Genomic DNA, 14,163 nt, shown 5'->3' with positions numbered 1-14,163 from the left:
GCCGCGGGCCCTGCGGGCCGCGCCGCGCTGCACCGCCTCGCCGACGCGGGCGCGACCGTCGTGGCCTGCGACGCGGACGCCGCGCGGCTGGCCGAGGCCGTCGACGCCGCGCGGTACGCGCACGGCGGCGCGACCGTCACCGGCGAGACGGTCGACCTGCTGGACCTCGGCGCGGCCCGCGCCTGGGCCGGCCGGACCGAGGAGGAGTTCGGCCGGATCGACGGCCTGGTGCACCTGGTCGGCGGCTGGCGCGGCGGCAAGACCTTCCCCGACGCGCCGCTCGCCGACTGGGAGACCCTGCACGGCCTGCTGATCCGCACCGTCCAGCACACCTCGCTGGCCTTCCACGACGCGCTGTGCCGCTCCGGCAAGGGACGCTACGTGCTGGTCAGCGCGGCAGGCGCCAGCCGGCCCACCGCCGGGAACGCCGCCTACGCGGCCGCCAAGGCCGCCGCCGAGGCGTGGACCCTGGCGCTCGCGGACTCCTTCCGCAAGCTGGGGGGCGCGCAGGAGCCCGCGGCCGCGGCTGCCATCCTGGTCGTCAAGGCGCTGGTGCACGACGCGATGCGCGCTGAGCGCCCGCACGCGACGTTCGCGGGCTTCACGGACGTGGGGGACCTGGCCGAGGCCGTCGTCGGCGTCTGGGACCGGCCCGCCCGGGAAGTGAACGGAACCCGCCTGTGGCTGACCCCGAAGCCCTGACCGCTCCCACGCCGACCGCCGCGCCGGCGGCGGCCGCCTCCCGTACGGACACCGCCCCGCGGACCGCGCCCCCCGTACGGACCGACGCCCGCATACGGACCGACGTCCCCGTGGAGTCCGACGTACGGACCGACGCCCGCCGCCGCCACGACCCCGGGGTCCGCGGCTTCGCCAGCGACAACTACGCCGGCGCCCACCCGGAGGTGCTGGCCGCCCTGGCCCTGGCCAACGGCGGCCACCAGGCGGCGTACGGCGGCGACGACTACACCGCCCACCTGCGCAGCGTGATCCGCAGCCACTTCGGCCCGGACGCGCAGGTCTTCCCCGTCTTCAACGGCACCGGCGCCAACGTCGTGGCCCTCCAGGCGCTGACCGACCGCTGGGGCGCGGTGATCGCCGCCGAGAGCGCGCACATCCACGTGGACGAGTGCGGCGCGCCGGAGCGGGTCGGCGGCCTGAAGCTGCTGACCGTGCCCACCGAGGACGGCAAGCTCACGCCCGAGCTGGTGGACCGGCAGGCGTACGGCTGGGACGACGAGCACCGCGCCATGCCGCAGGTCGTCTCGATCAGCCAGAGCACCGAGCTGGGCACGGTCTACACGCCCGAGGAGATCCGCGCCCTGTGCGCGCACGCCCACGCGCGCGGCATGACCGTGCACCTCGACGGGTCCCGGCTGGCGAACGCGGCGGCGGCCCTGGACGTGCCGATGCGGGCGTTCACCAACGTGCCGGGCGTGGACGTGCTGTCCCTGGGCGGCACCAAGAACGGCATGCTGTTCGGTGAGGCCGTCGTCGTCCTGAACCCCGAGGCGGCGCGCGGGATGCCGCACCTGCGCAAGCTGTCCATGCAGCTGGCCTCCAAGATGCGCTTCGTCTCGGTCCAGTTCGAGGCCCTGCTCGCCCGCGACCTGTGGCTGCGCAACGCCCGTCACGCCAACGCGATGGCCCGGCGGCTCGCCGACGGGGCCGCGGCGGTGGCGGGCGTGACGGTCCTCCACCCGGTCCAGGCCAACGCCGTCTTCGCCCGGCTGCCGCGCACGGTGAGCGAGCGGCTGCGGCGGCGGTACCCGTTCTACTACTGGGACGAGGCGGCGGGCGACGTCCGCTGGATGTGCTCCTTCGACACCACCGAGGAGGACGTCGACGGCTTCCTGGCCGCGCTCCGGGAGGAGACGGACCGGACCTGATATCGCATACCTATGCATTGATTCGTAAATGCATTGCGGGGCGGGGGGTGTCCGGCTAGGCTCCCGCGGCATGATCGAGCTGCGCCAGGACACCCCTGACCTCTCCGCCTACCTGCGCGATGACGACGTGGTCGACCACCGGCACCCGGTCGTGCGGGACACCGCCGCGCGGCTGCGGGCGCGAACCGGCGACGCATACTCATACGCAGAGGCGGCCTTCGAGTTCGTCCGCGACACCATCCCCCACTCGGCGGACAGCGGTGACGAGCGCGTGAGCTGCCGGGCCTCGGTGGTGCTCGCCACCCGCAACGGGATCTGCTTCGCCAAGAGCCACGCGCTGGTCGCGCTACTGCGCGCCGAGGGCATCCCCGCCGGATTCTGCTACCAGAAGCTCGACACCCTGCACGGCCTGATCGCGCTCCGCCTGCCCGGGCACGGCCGGTGGGCGCGGCAGGACCCACGGGGCAACAAGCCCGGGGTCGACGCGCGGTTCCGGCTCGACCGGGAGCAGCTGGCGTGGCAGGTCCGGCCGGAGTTCAATGAGATTGACTATCCGGTTGTGTATACTGAACCGCATCCGGTCGTGCTGACCTGCCTGCGCGAGGCCGTCGACCGGTCCCACCTGTGGCAGACGCTCCCCACCGAACTCCCGAGGCACTGATCGCCCATGGTCCTGACCCTGACCGTCTCCCCGGACGTGGCCGCCCTGGCGCCCGGCTTCCGCTATGTCACCGTCGAGGCCCGCGGCCTCGTCAACGGGCCCAGTGACGCGGCGAGTTCCGCCCTGCTGGAGGCGGCCACGCGCCGCCTGGCCGAGCGCCTGGACGGCCGCGCGCCGCAGGACGACCCGCACGTGGCGGCCTGGCGCGTCGCCTACACCGCCTTCGGCGCCAAGCCGTCGCGCACCCGCAACTCCGCCGAGGCGCTGGCCCGGCGGGCCCTCGCCGACGGCGGGCTGCCCCGCGTCAACCGCCTGGTGGACCTCTACAACGCCGTCAGCACCGCCCACCTGATCCCCGTCGGCGGCGAGGACCCGGGCCGCATCCGCGGCGGGATGCGGCTGGTACGGGCCGCGGGCGACGAGCCGTTCGCCACCACGGCCGGCGGCGCGCCGGCCGTGGAGCATCCGGAGCCGGGGGAGGTGGTCTGGCGCGACGACGAGGGCGTCACCTGCCGCCGCTGGAACTGGCGGCAGGGCACCCGCACCCGGCTGACCGACGCCTCGGTCAGCGCCCTGTTCCTGCTGGAGGGCCTGCCGCCGCTGGGCCCGGCCGGCCTGTCGGCCGCCGCCACGGAACTCGCCGAGTCCCTGGAGAAGGCCTGCCCGGGCGCCCGGGTCGCGATCGGCCCGACGGTCACCGGCTGACGAGCCGAGGGCGCCTCGCGCCGCGGCCCCGCCGCCTCGCGTCAGCCGGCCGCACGGCGCAGCGCGAGGTGCATCTCGCACCCCAGGCAGTAGCCGAAGGCCGCGTTGAGGAAGGCGGCGGCCAGGGCCAGGCCGGTGGCCGCCACCCCGAGCCACTGCGGCCCCGCGGCGTAGCCCACCAGGCCCACGGCGGCGAAGGCCAGCCCGACGGCCTGCGCGAAGCGCGGCGGGCGGACGTCCTCGAACTCCCGCGCCGGGCCCAGCCGCGGCCGCACCGCCACCCGGAACAGCCATCCGTAGGGCGACCACCGCGGGTCCGCGGCGCCCGCGGCGAACACCGCCGCCTGCGCCGCCAGCGGCCAGGGGTTCCCGGTGACCAGCACGGCCGCCAGCACCGCACTGGTCAGGGCCGCCGCGAACCGCGGGCCGCGCACGTCGACGAGGTCGCGGCCGGGGGCTGTGGTGACATGGTCTGCGCTCACGCCCACAGCATCGCGCAGCGCGGCCGCGTACGGGACCCGGGAATCTTTGCGGTCCTGTGAACGCTGCACTGGGGCGATGACGGTGACAGGACTGGCGGTGTGCGCGGCGGTGCTCGCGGCGGCGAGCGCCTTCGGGGTGCTGCGCGGGCGCCGCGACGGGCGGATCAGGGAGGTGCGCGTGCGCCGGGGGAGCGGACCGGACCGTACGGAGTCCGAGGCGGCCGGGCACCGCCGTACAGGGCGGGCGGACGGCGCGGCCGAGGCGTCCGAGGCCGCCGGGGCGGACCGGCTGACCGCCGCCGACCTCGGCGCGGCGCTCGGCGAGCGCGCCACGCTCGTACAGTTCTCCACCGCCTTCTGCCAGCCCTGCCGGGCCACCCGGCGCACCCTCGCCGACGTCGCGGGCATGGTCCCCGGCGTGGCGCACGTCGAGATCGACGCCGAGGCGCACCTGGACCTGGTCCGCGCCCTGGGGATCTGGCGCACCCCCACCGTGCTGGTCCTCGACGCGTCCGGCCGGATCGTGCGCCGCGCGTCCGGCCAGCCGCGCCGGGCGGACGTCATCGCGGCCCTGGGCGAGGCGGTGTGAGCGCGGCGGAGGGGCTGGTTCCGGGGCGTCCGGCCGGTCCCGCGGATCCGGAGCCGTATTCCGGATCACACTTGACCATGCGCGGCCGGGGTCGTCACTGTGGCGTCATGCGGCCTGGCTTCCTGCTCTACGGACGCGCGCACGTGGACCTGCTGCGGACCGCCAGCGCGCGCTGTCCGCGCCCGTGACGCGCCCCGGCGTCACCACCAGCGATTCGCAAGGGGCTTGACGGCTCGTACTCCACAGCAGAAGGACACGTCCATGACGGCAACGCCCGACCTCGACAGGACCCGGCCCGCCGCCCCCGAACTCCTCCGCTCCGTCTTCCGCCACCACGCCGCCGGCGTCGCCGTGATCACCGCGCACGGCGAGCGGCCCGTCGGCTTCACCGCCACCTCCCTGTCCTCCGTCGCCGCCGAGCCGCCGCTGCTCTCCTTCGGCATCGGCACCGGCTCCTCCAGCTGGCCGGTGCTGCGCGAGGCCGGGCACGTGGGCGTGCACATCCTGGCCGAGCACCAGCGGGAGCTGGCCGCGACCTTCGCGCGCAGCGGCGCCGACCGCTTCGGGGCGCCCACCCGGTGGCGGCCGGGGCCCGAGGGTGTGCCGCTCCTGGAGGGCGTGCTGGCCTGGGTGGTGTGCGAGGTCGTCGCCCGCATACCGGCCGGCGACCACCGGGTCGTGCTGGCCCGGGTGCTGCACGGCGACCCGTCGGGAGCGGGCCGTCCCCTCCTCTACCACCAGGGCCGTTTCAACGCGCTGCGCGACTGACGACCGCCGTGTGGGCGCCGTCCGGGCGTCGTAGGAGAGCGTCGTTCACTTCTCGTTGGCTAGGTCACAGTCCGTGGTCTTGCCTCACGGGAACGCTCTTGTTTTACTGATGAGTAATATAAGAGCTCGGTGCATGGGCGGCCCCGACCGGAACCGCCCGGGACCCGCCCCGGCGCCTATGCTGCCAGCAGTACGGCGCTGAAACAGACGATGCAGTAGGAGAGCCGGCGTGAGCCTGAGGATCGTTGTCACTGTGAAGTACGTGCCCGACGCCACCGGCGACCGGCACTTCGCCGAGGACCTGACCGTCGACCGCGACGACGTGGACGGTCTGCTCTCCGAGCTCGACGAGTACGCGGTCGAGCAGGCCCTGCAGATCGCCGAGGCGGCGGACGACGCCGAGATCACCGTGCTGACCGTGGGCCCCGAGGACGCCAAGGACGCCCTGCGCAAGGCGCTGTCCATGGGCGCCGACAAGGCCGTCCACGTCGAGGACGACGACCTGCACGGCACCGACGCGCTGGGCACCTCGCTGGTCCTGGCCAAGGCCATCGAGCACGTCGGCTACGACCTGGTCGTCTCCGGCATGGCCTCCACCGACGGCACCATGGGCGTGGTTCCGGCGCTGCTGGCCGAGCGGCTCGGCGTCCCGCAGGTCACCCTGCTGTCCGAGGTCTCCGTCGAGGACGGCGTGGTCAGGGGCCGCCGCGACAGCGACTCCGCGAGCGAGCAGCTGGAGGCGTCGCTGCCCGCGGTGGTCTCGGTGACCGACCAGTCCGGCGAGGCCCGCTACCCGTCCTTCAAGGGCATCATGGCGGCCAAGAAGAAGCCGGTGGAGTCCCTGGACCTGTCCGACCTGGGCATCGACGCGGGCGAGGTCGGCCTGGACGGCGCCTGGACCAAGGTCGACGAGGCCGCGCAGCGGCCGGCCCGCACGGCGGGCACGATCGTCAAGGACGAGGGCGAGGGCGGCAAGCAGCTCGCCGAGTTCCTGGCGGGCCAGAAGTTCATCTGAGCCCGACGGGCCCCGGGACGGCACGCCGCCCCGGGAGCGCCCGGCGGCCCTCCCGGGCCGCAGCTCAGCCGAACGCCGAGTGCCACCGCCGAGCCGCACGAACCGCCCGCCGCTTTCACGCTCAAGCAGGAGAACGATCCCCATGGCTGAAGTCCTCGTCTACGTCGACCACGTGGACGGCGCCGTCCGCAAGCCCACCCTCGAACTGCTGACCCTCGCCCGCCGCATCGGCGAGCCGGTCGCCCTCCACCTCGGCGCCGGCGTGGACGCCGCCGCCCCGGTGCTCGCCGAGTACGGCGCGGTGCGCGTGCTGGCCGCCGACGCGCCCGAGTTCGCCGACTACCTCGTCGTACCGAAGGTGGACGCGCTGAAGGCCGCCTACGACGCGGTCTCGCCCGCCGCCGTGCTGGTGCCGTCCTCCGCGGAGGGCAAGGAGATCGCTGCCCGCCTCGCGGTGCGCATCGGCTCCGGCATCATCACCGACGCCGTGGACCTGGAGGCCGGCGCCGACGGCCCGGTGGCCACGCAGTCGGTGTTCGCCGCCTCCTTCACCACCAAGTCCCGCGTCACCAAGGGCGCCCCGGTCATCACCGTCAAGCCGAACTCGGCCGCCCCGGAGGCCGCGCCCGCGGCCGGGACCGTCGAGCAGCTGAGCGTCGCCTTCAGCGACCAGGCCACCGGCACCAAGGTCGTCTCCCGCACCCAGCGCGAGTCCAGCGGCCGCCCGGAGCTGACCGAGGCCGCGATCGTGGTCTCCGGCGGCCGCGGCGTGGGCGGGGCGGAGAACTTCCCGCTCATCGAGGCCCTGGCCGACTCCCTCGGCGCGGCCGTCGGCGCCTCCCGCGCCGCCGTGGACGCCGGCTGGTACCCGCACACCAACCAGGTCGGCCAGACCGGCAAGCAGGTCTCGCCGCAGCTGTACATCGCCAACGGCATCTCCGGCGCCATCCAGCACCGGGCCGGCATGCAGACCTCGAAGACCATCGTGGCCGTCAACAAGGACGCCGAGGCCCCGATCTTCGACCTGGTCGACTACGGCGTGGTCGGCGACCTGTTCGAGGTCGTCCCGCAGCTCACCGAGGAGATCAAGGCCCGCAAGGGCTGACCTCCCGCAGCAACCCGTGAGGCCCCCGCGCGCGCCGCGCCCGGGGGCCTCACGGCTGCGCGGCCGAGCGCCGTGTATGCCGGATGGCAGACAGCGGATTCCACGAACCGGAAAGGCGGCCGGGATGGGCGGAGACGGGGCGGCGCCCACGAGCCTGCCCGGGGCCGTACGCGACGCGATCGGCGCCTCCCTCGCCGGCGTGGACGCCGAGTTGGCGCGCCGCTACCCCGGCGACCCCGGCACCCGCCAGCCCGTGCACACCGTGTACGTCCCCGCCGACCGCGTCGCACCCGGCACCCCGCGCGCCTGGGGCGAACAGGCGCTCGCCGCCCTCGACGCGCACGCCCCCGACCCGGCGGCCCTCGCGGACGTCCTCGGCATCCCCGGCGACCTGGCAGGGCCGGTGTACGCCCGGGTGCGCGCCAAGCTCGTCCGCGAGCCCGTGGAGGACCTGCGCATCGACTTCGAGGACGGCTACGGCCCGCGCCCCGACGCCGAGGAGGACGCGGCCGCCGCCCGCGCCGCCGCCCTCGTCGCCGACGGCACCTGCCCGGCGTACGTGGGCATCCGGATCAAGTGCCTGGAGGCGGCCGTCCGCGACCGCGGCATCCGCACCCTCGACGTCTTCCTCACCGGCCTGATGGACGCCGGCGGCCTGCCCGGCGGCCTGGTCGTGACGCTCCCCAAGGTCACCTACGCCGAGCAGGTCACCGCCATGGCCCGGCTGTGCGAGGCGTTCGAGAAGGCCCGCGGCCTGGCGCCGGGCCGCATCCGCTTCGAGATCCAGATCGAGACCCCCCAGGCCGTCCTCGGCCCCGACGGCCGCGCCACCGTCGCCCGCATGATCGACGCGGGCGAGGGCCGGGTCACCGGCCTGCACTACGGCACCTTCGACTACAGCGCCGCCTGCGGCGTCAGCGCCGCCCACCAGGCCCCGGACCACCCCGCCGCCGACCACGCCAAGGCCGTCATGCAGGCCGCGGCGGCGGGCACCGGCGTCCGCCTGTCCGACGGCTCCACCAACGTCCTGCCCGTCGGCCCCGCAGGCCAGGTCCACGCCGCCTGGCGCCTGCACTACGGCCTGGTCCGCCGCTCGCTGGCCCGCGCCTACTACCAGGGCTGGGACATGCACCCCGCCCACCTGCCCACCCGCTACGCCGCCGTCTACGCCTTCTACCGCGAGACCCTGCCCGAGACGGCCGCCCGCCTCGCCGCGTACGTCACCCGCACCACGGGCGCCGTCCTGGACGAACCCGCCACGGCCCGGGCCCTCAGCGGCCACCTGCTGCGCGGCCTGGACTGCGGCGCGCTCGACGCGGCGGAGGTCGAACACCTGACGGGGCTGCCGCGCGCGCGGCTGGCGGCGCTGGCGGGACGCGACTGACGGCCCGGCTTCAGGTCAGCGCCCGCGCGACGCGGTCGCGCAGCGTGTCGTCCGCGATGGTGTCGGCGTCGCGCCACGCGGCGGCCGTAACCTCCTCGGTCTGGAGGTCGCCGATGTCGGCGCGGGTCCGGAAGAGGAACCGGAAGTCGATGTGCTGGTGCTCCGGCTCGTCCTTGCTGTCATTGGCCGGAATGGGGTGCACGTCGATCTGCACGGGATGCGGTGAGACGGGGAAGACGGCTGCTCCGGGGATGCCGGTCTCCTCGGTCAGCTCGCGGCGCGCCGCGTCGATGAGCCGGGTGTCGTCCGGTTCGAGGTGGCCGCCGGGCAGCAGCCACCGGCCCAGAGCCAGGTGCCGGATGTACAGCACGCGCCCGGCGGGATCGGCGAGGACCGCCCCGGCCGTGGCATGCCCCCGGAACTCCTTGCGCGAGGAGAGGTCGGCTCCGGCGTCGAGCAGGTCCAGCAGAGGGGCGAGCCGCCGCTTGTCCTCCGGATGGGCGTCGAGGTAGTGGTCGACCGTCTCACGGATGTGGTCGGGTGAGATGGGCACGCGCTTCTCCTAGCGGTTGAAGTAGTCGAGCCACATGGCCGCGATGGCGGTCCGGTCGCTCGGGCTGACCTCATGCATACCGGGTTCGAGGCCGCCGCGTGCGAGGGCGGCGGCAGCGGCGAGGATTTCGGCCTGTACGAGGAGGATGAACGGCCCCACGCTCGCCCCGTGCAGGAAGTTGACGGCGTTGCCGCCGTTGAGGAGGTAGAAGTAGTGCCCGGTCGTCAGGTATCGGGTGACGTGCTCGCCGATGGACGCGCGTTCGTACACGTCCGGGAGACCGTCGAGTTCGAGTTCGTCCTCGCTGCTGGTGACCGTGGCGACGTAGGCACCGTTGCGCAGCCGTTGGAAGTCCTCGCCGCGCAGGGAGAGGGAACCCGTCGCACACAGGACGAGCCCGGCGTCTTCGAGCCCGCTCACGTGATCGCGCGCCACCGCGAAGCCCTGCGATAAGGCCTGCGTGCGGCGCACCGGATCGATGTCGTACACGGTGACGCGAACACCCTTGGCGTGCAGGAGCCGGGCGATGGAACTTCCCAGCTTTCCGAAGCCGATGACGAGCGCCGTGCGGCCGTGCAGGATGTCGCCCCGGGCGCGCATCAGTGCCTCCGTCGAGAACACGACCGACTGCCCGACGAGGAAGTCCTCGGGGTCCTTCAACGGCGACCGCGCCACGGAGATGACCGGGCAGGGCAGGTGGCGGAAGTTGGCGTAGCGGCGGTGTCCGTTCTCGGTGTCCTCGACAACGCCCAGCAGACGGCCTGACAGACGGTCGCACAGGGCGTCGAGCGAAGGAGCGAAGTACCCGCCCACGTCGAGAAGGACGATCGGCTGTCCGGGCGCGCGGGCCTCGACGTACCGCACGGCTCGCTCAGGTTCGGCGAACATCTCCCGCGACAGCTTGTCGCACGCGTGCCTGTCGGCTTCCACCTGCCGCAGCGCCTCGGCGTGTACGGACTTCGGCTTGGGAAGCACGGCACGCAGGTCGGACACGCCCGCCACACCCCGCACGAACGCGGGGCGCTCCGGTAGGAGGTGAGTGATCAGGAAAGACGCCGGACGCTCGTCTGGGGCGAAGCGGGCGGCGATGCGTCCGAAGTAGGCGTCGAGACGGGCTCGCTCAAAAGCTTCCACGGTGGCTCACTCCTCATTCACGGGCCCCGCTTCTGTGGGGCTTAGGGTGGTTGAGCTGGTCACCACGGCCGCGCACCGTGGCGTGTGGCGATCACTGCCCCGAGGACTTGAACGCGAGCCAGACGGCTTTGCCCACGGGCTGCTTGTCGATGCCCCATCCGTCGGCCAGCTCGTTCACCAGCAGCAGCCCGCGCCCGTTCTCGCGGCAGTGATCGGTGGAGCAGGGCACTGGCAGCAACTCGCTGTCGTCGTGGACCTCGATGCGTACGAGATCCGCACGAGCTTCCAGACGTACGGCGAAGGTCCGGCTCGGGGGCGCGCCGTGGACTAGGGCGTTGGTCGCGATCTCCGAGACGCACAGGCTGACCTCTTCCAGCAGGTCTCCGTATCCCCAGCCAGTCAGGGCATCGGCGACGAAATCCCGGGCCGCCTTGACGGATGTGCTGTGGCAGGGGAAGACCTGTTGGCGCGTCAAGGACATACGGACCACCGCCTCGCGTACGGGCTGCCTGCCAACCGTCGACAACCGTACTGCCATTTGCGAAAGGTAGTAAAGTCGCCCGATGGGGTGGCCCGTCTCTGAGCCACTTACTGTGGAGAGCCGCAAGATCACACCTGTGTCACAGAAGCAGGAGGAGCCATGAAACACGGCGGGTGGGTCAGCACCTCGCTGTCGTACGTGTGCCTGACAGAGAAGGGGCAGCCGGACCCCTGGCAGGCAGAGGCCGCCGCCCAGGGCGGCGTCGGTACGCAGCGCATCGTCCAAGCCGGAGAAGTTCCCGTACCCGCCCTGGTGGCGGACCTCCTGGAGGTTGCCCGGGACTCCCCGGTGGTCGTCCGGCGGCGGATCATGTACCTGGACGACCGGCCTGTCGAGCTGACCGACACCTACTACCCCGCCCGAGTCGCCGCCGGTACGCCTCTGTGCGGCACCGCGAAGATCCGCGGGGGCGCGGTCGCGCTGCTCGCCGCGCTCGGCCACGTCGGCCGACGGGTACGCGAAGACGTGGAGGCGCGGATGCCGGACACGGCGGAACGCGCCGCGCTGCGGATGGACCCTGGCGAACCGGTGTTGACGCTGACCCGGGTCACGCTCGACGCGGAGGACCGGCCGATCCAGGCAGACTTGATGACCATGCCCGCTCATCGGCGGCGACTGCGGTACGAACTGACGATGGGGTGACGGTGCACGAGGAAGGCCAGGGAGAGCGCGATCCGCGTTCCCTTCACGAGCGGATCGCCGCCGATCTCCGAGACGAGATCATGTCGGGTGACCTCGCGCCCGGCGGCAGCCTGCCCTCCACCGCGCGGCTCAAGGAGCGGTTCACCGCGTCCAACGCGACCGTGCAGAAGGCGCTGCGCCTTCTGAAAGACGAGGGGCTGGTCGTCGGGCGGCCAGGGGCGGCCGTGTCGGTACGGGAGCACCGGCAGCGCACCGTCCGGCCCGCCGCATACCTGGCTCCGGCCGCGCCCGGGGAGCCGTATCCGTGGGTGGCCGAGGCGGCCCGGCACGGGCGGCGTGGTGCGAGCCGTCTGCTGGAGGTGGGCGAGGTCCGGCCGCCCGCCGACGTCGCCGAAGCCCTCCGCCTGCCCGGAGACGGTACGGCCCTGCTGCGCGCCCAGGTGCTGCTCCTGGGTGACGAACCCGTGGAACTGGTCACGTCCTACTACCCGCTGGACATCGCGCGGGGCACCGACATGATGGCGCGCCGCCGCATCCGGGGCGGCACGCCCGCGTTGCTGGCCTCCCTGGGATTCCCGCCCCGCCGCAGCGTGGACCGGGTCTCCGCGCGGGTGCCCACCCAGGAGCAGTACGCACTCCTGCGGCTGCCCGGCGATCTGCCGGTGCTGCGGACCCTGCGCGTCGTCTACAGCGACGACGACCGTCCCGTCGAGGCGACCGTCATGGCCAAGGCCGGTCATCTCTACGAGGTCGAGTACGAGATCGTGATGCCGCGGTGACAGCCGTGCGCGTCACCCCGGCGGCGGCAGCTCGCCCGAGCCGCGGGCGATGAGCCGGGTCGGCAGGACCACCCGGCGGGCCTCGCCGCCCGCGCCGTCGAGGCGGCGGAAGAGCAGGTCCGCCGCGGTGTGGCCGAGCAAGGCCGAGTCCTGCGCGACCACCGTCACGCCGGGCGACAGCAGGTCGGCCAGCTCGAAGTCGTCGAAGCCGACCAGGGCGACCGGGCCGGGGCGGCCGGCCAGGACGCGGACGGCCGTGACCGTCACCCGGTTGTTGCCCGCGAACAGGGCGGTGACCGCGGACGGGCCCGACAGCATGGCCTCGGCCGCCGCCCGCACCCGGGCCGGGTCGGTGGAGCCGAGCGACACCCACGCCGGGTCGACCGGCAGTCCGGCCGCGGCCATCGCCGCGTGGTAGCCGCGCAGCCGCTCGGTGGCGGTGTGGATGCGCGGCAGGTCGCCGACGAAGCCGATGCGGCGGTGGCCGTGCGCGATGAGGTGGGCGACCGCGTCCCGGGCGCCGCCGAAGTTGTCCGACAGCACGGTGTCGGCGTCGATGCGCCCGGCCGGGCGGTCCACGAAGACGATGGCGATGCCCGCGGTGATCTCCGGCGCCAGGTAGCGGTGGTCGTCCCCGGCGGGGATGACGACCAGGCCGTCGACCCGGCGCGCGCACAGGGCCAGCGCCAGCTCCTGCTCGCGCTCGGGGTCCTCGGCGCTCGACCCGTTGATCAGCAGGGCGCCGTGCGCGCGGGCGACCTCCTCGACGGCGCGGCTGAGGGGGCCGTAGAACGGGTCGGCCAGGTCCTCCAGGACGAGTCCGATGCTCGCCGTACGGCCCTTGCGCAGGATGCGGGCGCTGTCGTTGCGGCGGAAGCCGAGGGCGGTGATGGCCTCGCGCACGCGCCGCTCGGTGTCCGGCGTGACACCCGGTTCGCCGTTGACGACGCGGGAGACCGTCTTCAGGCCGACGCCCGCGCGGGCCGCCACGTCCTTCATGGTGGGACGGGTGCCGTAGCGCACCGGTGCGGCGCCGGCGGTCGCTCCTGGGATGTCGGTCACGGTGCGCTCGTCCCCTCGCTGGTGGTCGTCCTCATAAGACGTCTTCGTAGGAGCCGATGAGATGTCTGAGGGAAGGGATGATGAGCATAGCTGCTGGATAACGTTGTCACGCCCGGGGAAGACTGGTCGCGACACGCCCGTGATACCAGGCCCGCAGGCCGGCAGGAGAGTCGACGCCCATGCCCCGTGACCTCGTCGCCGCACTGGACATCGGTGGTACCAAGATCGCGGGTGCGCTGGTGGACGGCGGCGGGAAGCTGGTGGCGCGGGCGCGGCGGGCCACGCCCGCGCGGGAGGCCGGGGCGACCGTGATGCGCGAGGTCGCGGCGGTGCTCGACGCGCTCACCCGCACGCCCCACTGGTCGCGGGTGGCCGCCGTGGGCATCGGCAGCGCCGGTCCCGTCGACGCCTCGACCGGCACCGTGAGCCCGGTCAACATCCCCGGCTGGCGCGACTTCCCCCTGGTCGCGGGCGTACGGGCGGGCCTGGCCGCGGCGGCGGGGCGGCTGCCGGCCGGCGGCGGGCGGCGGGCCGGGGAGCTGCCGGTCGTCCTGGTCGGCGACGGCGTGGCCATCGCCGCGGCCGAGCACTGGCAGGGCGCGGCCCGCGGGCACGCCGACGCGCTGTGCATGGTGGTGTCGACCGGCGTGGGCGGCGGCCTGATCCTGGGCGGTCGGCTCCACCCGGGGCCCACCGGCAACGCCGGGCACATCGGCCATATCAGCGTGGAGCTGGACGGCGAGCCGTGCCCGTGCGGCTCGCGCGGCTGCGTGGAGCGCCTCGCCAGCGGTCCCGCCATCGCCCGCCGCGCGGCCGCCGCCGGCTGGCGGCCCGGACCGGACGGCGACGCGGGC

The 14,163-nt window shown here is 74.0% G+C and carries 17 protein-coding genes; 12 read left to right on the top strand and 5 right to left on the bottom strand.

Annotated elements, in window-relative coordinates; translation table 11 throughout:
• From RKE29_RS20650 to RKE29_RS20635, 4 genes are all read left to right on the top strand, one after another.
• Nucleotides 1-702, top strand: a 702-nt coding sequence (locus tag RKE29_RS20650) for an SDR family NAD(P)-dependent oxidoreductase (RefSeq protein ID WP_312006973.1), incomplete at its 5' end; no start/stop codon positions are given.
• Between the two features lie 110 nt (nucleotides 703-812).
• Complete coding sequence (locus tag RKE29_RS20645; RefSeq protein ID WP_312006981.1) at nucleotides 813-1,889, top strand: low specificity L-threonine aldolase; 1,077 nt, start codon at nucleotides 813-815, stop codon at nucleotides 1,887-1,889.
• 73 nt (nucleotides 1,890-1,962) lie between these two features.
• The gene (locus RKE29_RS20640; RefSeq protein WP_312006979.1) at nucleotides 1,963-2,550 is read left to right on the top strand and encodes a transglutaminase family protein; all 588 of its coding nucleotides are present in this window, start codon (nucleotides 1,963-1,965) and stop codon (nucleotides 2,548-2,550) included.
• A gap of 6 nt (nucleotides 2,551-2,556) precedes the next feature.
• Complete coding sequence (locus RKE29_RS20635; protein WP_312006972.1) at nucleotides 2,557-3,255, top strand: phenylalanine--tRNA ligase beta subunit-related protein; 699 nt, start codon at nucleotides 2,557-2,559, stop codon at nucleotides 3,253-3,255.
• 41 nt (nucleotides 3,256-3,296) lie between these two features.
• Here RKE29_RS20635 and RKE29_RS20630 read toward each other — a convergent pair whose 3' ends face one another.
• Nucleotides 3,297-3,737: a DUF4395 domain-containing protein gene (locus RKE29_RS20630; RefSeq protein WP_312006971.1), complete on the bottom strand. Its 441-nt coding sequence runs from the start codon at nucleotides 3,735-3,737 to the stop codon at nucleotides 3,297-3,299.
• An 82-nt stretch (nucleotides 3,738-3,819) separates the two neighbouring features.
• Here RKE29_RS20630 and RKE29_RS20625 point away from each other — a divergent pair, with 82 nt between their 5' ends.
• From RKE29_RS20625 to RKE29_RS20605, 5 genes are all read left to right on the top strand, one after another.
• On the top strand, nucleotides 3,820-4,326 hold the full coding sequence (locus RKE29_RS20625; protein ID WP_312006977.1) for a thioredoxin family protein: 507 nt from the start codon (nucleotides 3,820-3,822) through the stop codon (nucleotides 4,324-4,326).
• A 261-nt stretch (nucleotides 4,327-4,587) separates the two neighbouring features.
• A complete protein-coding gene (locus tag RKE29_RS20620) occupies nucleotides 4,588-5,094 on the top strand; it encodes a flavin reductase family protein (RefSeq protein ID WP_312006970.1) in 507 nt (168 codons plus the stop codon).
• Nucleotides 5,095-5,323: 229 nt separating this feature from the next.
• The gene (locus tag RKE29_RS20615; protein ID WP_312006969.1) at nucleotides 5,324-6,109 is read left to right on the top strand and encodes an electron transfer flavoprotein subunit beta/FixA family protein; all 786 of its coding nucleotides are present in this window, start codon (nucleotides 5,324-5,326) and stop codon (nucleotides 6,107-6,109) included.
• A gap of 142 nt (nucleotides 6,110-6,251) precedes the next feature.
• Nucleotides 6,252-7,214: an electron transfer flavoprotein subunit alpha/FixB family protein gene (locus RKE29_RS20610; RefSeq protein WP_312006968.1), complete on the top strand. Its 963-nt coding sequence runs from the start codon at nucleotides 6,252-6,254 to the stop codon at nucleotides 7,212-7,214.
• A gap of 124 nt (nucleotides 7,215-7,338) precedes the next feature.
• Nucleotides 7,339-8,598, top strand: coding sequence for an aldolase/citrate lyase family protein (locus RKE29_RS20605; protein WP_312006967.1), 1,260 nt, complete (start codon nucleotides 7,339-7,341; stop codon nucleotides 8,596-8,598).
• A 10-nt stretch (nucleotides 8,599-8,608) separates the two neighbouring features.
• Here RKE29_RS20605 and RKE29_RS20600 read toward each other — a convergent pair whose 3' ends face one another.
• The 3 genes from RKE29_RS20600 to RKE29_RS20590 all read right to left on the bottom strand — a co-directional run bounded on the left by RKE29_RS20600 (nucleotide 8,609) and on the right by RKE29_RS20590 (nucleotide 10,823).
• Nucleotides 8,609-9,151 carry an NUDIX domain-containing protein gene (locus RKE29_RS20600; protein ID WP_312006966.1) on the bottom strand — a complete coding sequence of 181 codons (543 nt, stop codon included), beginning with the start codon at nucleotides 9,149-9,151 and terminating at the stop codon, nucleotides 8,609-8,611.
• 9 nt (nucleotides 9,152-9,160) lie between these two features.
• Nucleotides 9,161-10,285: an NAD(P)-dependent oxidoreductase gene (locus tag RKE29_RS20595; RefSeq protein WP_312006965.1), complete on the bottom strand. Its 1,125-nt coding sequence runs from the start codon at nucleotides 10,283-10,285 to the stop codon at nucleotides 9,161-9,163.
• A gap of 91 nt (nucleotides 10,286-10,376) precedes the next feature.
• Complete coding sequence (locus tag RKE29_RS20590) at nucleotides 10,377-10,823, bottom strand: ATP-binding protein (protein ID WP_312006964.1); 447 nt, start codon at nucleotides 10,821-10,823, stop codon at nucleotides 10,377-10,379.
• 102 nt (nucleotides 10,824-10,925) lie between these two features.
• Between RKE29_RS20590 and RKE29_RS20585 the strand changes: the two genes are divergently transcribed.
• Together RKE29_RS20585 and RKE29_RS20580 are read left to right on the top strand one after the other, a co-directional pair.
• The gene (locus tag RKE29_RS20585) at nucleotides 10,926-11,468 is read left to right on the top strand and encodes a UTRA domain-containing protein (RefSeq protein WP_312006963.1); all 543 of its coding nucleotides are present in this window, start codon (nucleotides 10,926-10,928) and stop codon (nucleotides 11,466-11,468) included.
• 2 nt (nucleotides 11,469-11,470) lie between these two features.
• On the top strand, nucleotides 11,471-12,247 hold the full coding sequence (locus tag RKE29_RS20580; RefSeq protein WP_312006961.1) for a GntR family transcriptional regulator: 777 nt from the start codon (nucleotides 11,471-11,473) through the stop codon (nucleotides 12,245-12,247).
• Between the two features lie 12 nt (nucleotides 12,248-12,259).
• On the opposite strand, the gene RKE29_RS20575 is transcribed toward RKE29_RS20580, so the two are convergent.
• Entirely contained in the window at nucleotides 12,260-13,246 is a 987-nt protein-coding gene (locus RKE29_RS20575) for a LacI family DNA-binding transcriptional regulator (RefSeq protein WP_312006975.1), read from the bottom strand.
• 242 nt (nucleotides 13,247-13,488) lie between these two features.
• Here RKE29_RS20575 and RKE29_RS20570 point away from each other — a divergent pair.
• Nucleotides 13,489-14,163, top strand: a 675-nt coding sequence (locus RKE29_RS20570) for an ROK family protein (protein ID WP_312006959.1), incomplete at its 3' end; no start/stop codon positions are given.

The organism is Streptomyces sp. B1866 (genome assembly GCF_031932565.1).
Taxonomy (GTDB): Bacteria; Actinomycetota; Actinomycetes; order Streptomycetales; family Streptomycetaceae; genus Streptomyces.
The sequence above is the reverse complement of the archived record's forward strand: the minus strand, read 5'-3'. Positions and strand labels throughout refer to the sequence as shown.

What these genes read in the sequence shown, in the direction of transcription:
- RKE29_RS20635 (WP_312006972.1), top strand. Translation starts at nt 2,557, where the DNA reads ATGGTCCTGACCCTGACCGTCTCCCCGGACGTGGCCGCCCTGGCGCCC.
- RKE29_RS20620 (WP_312006970.1), top strand. Translation starts at nt 4,588, where the DNA reads ATGACGGCAACGCCCGACCTCGACAGGACCCGGCCCGCCGCCCCCGAA.
- RKE29_RS20610 (WP_312006968.1), top strand. Translation starts at nt 6,252, where the DNA reads ATGGCTGAAGTCCTCGTCTACGTCGACCACGTGGACGGCGCCGTCCGC.
- RKE29_RS20605 (WP_312006967.1), top strand. Translation starts at nt 7,339, where the DNA reads ATGGGCGGAGACGGGGCGGCGCCCACGAGCCTGCCCGGGGCCGTACGC.
- RKE29_RS20590 (WP_312006964.1), bottom strand. Translation starts at nt 10,823, where the DNA reads ATGGCAGTACGGTTGTCGACGGTTGGCAGGCAGCCCGTACGCGAGGCG.
- RKE29_RS20585 (WP_312006963.1), top strand. Translation starts at nt 10,926, where the DNA reads ATGAAACACGGCGGGTGGGTCAGCACCTCGCTGTCGTACGTGTGCCTG.
- RKE29_RS20575 (WP_312006975.1), bottom strand. Translation starts at nt 13,246, where the DNA reads ATGAAGGACGTGGCGGCCCGCGCGGGCGTCGGCCTGAAGACGGTCTCC.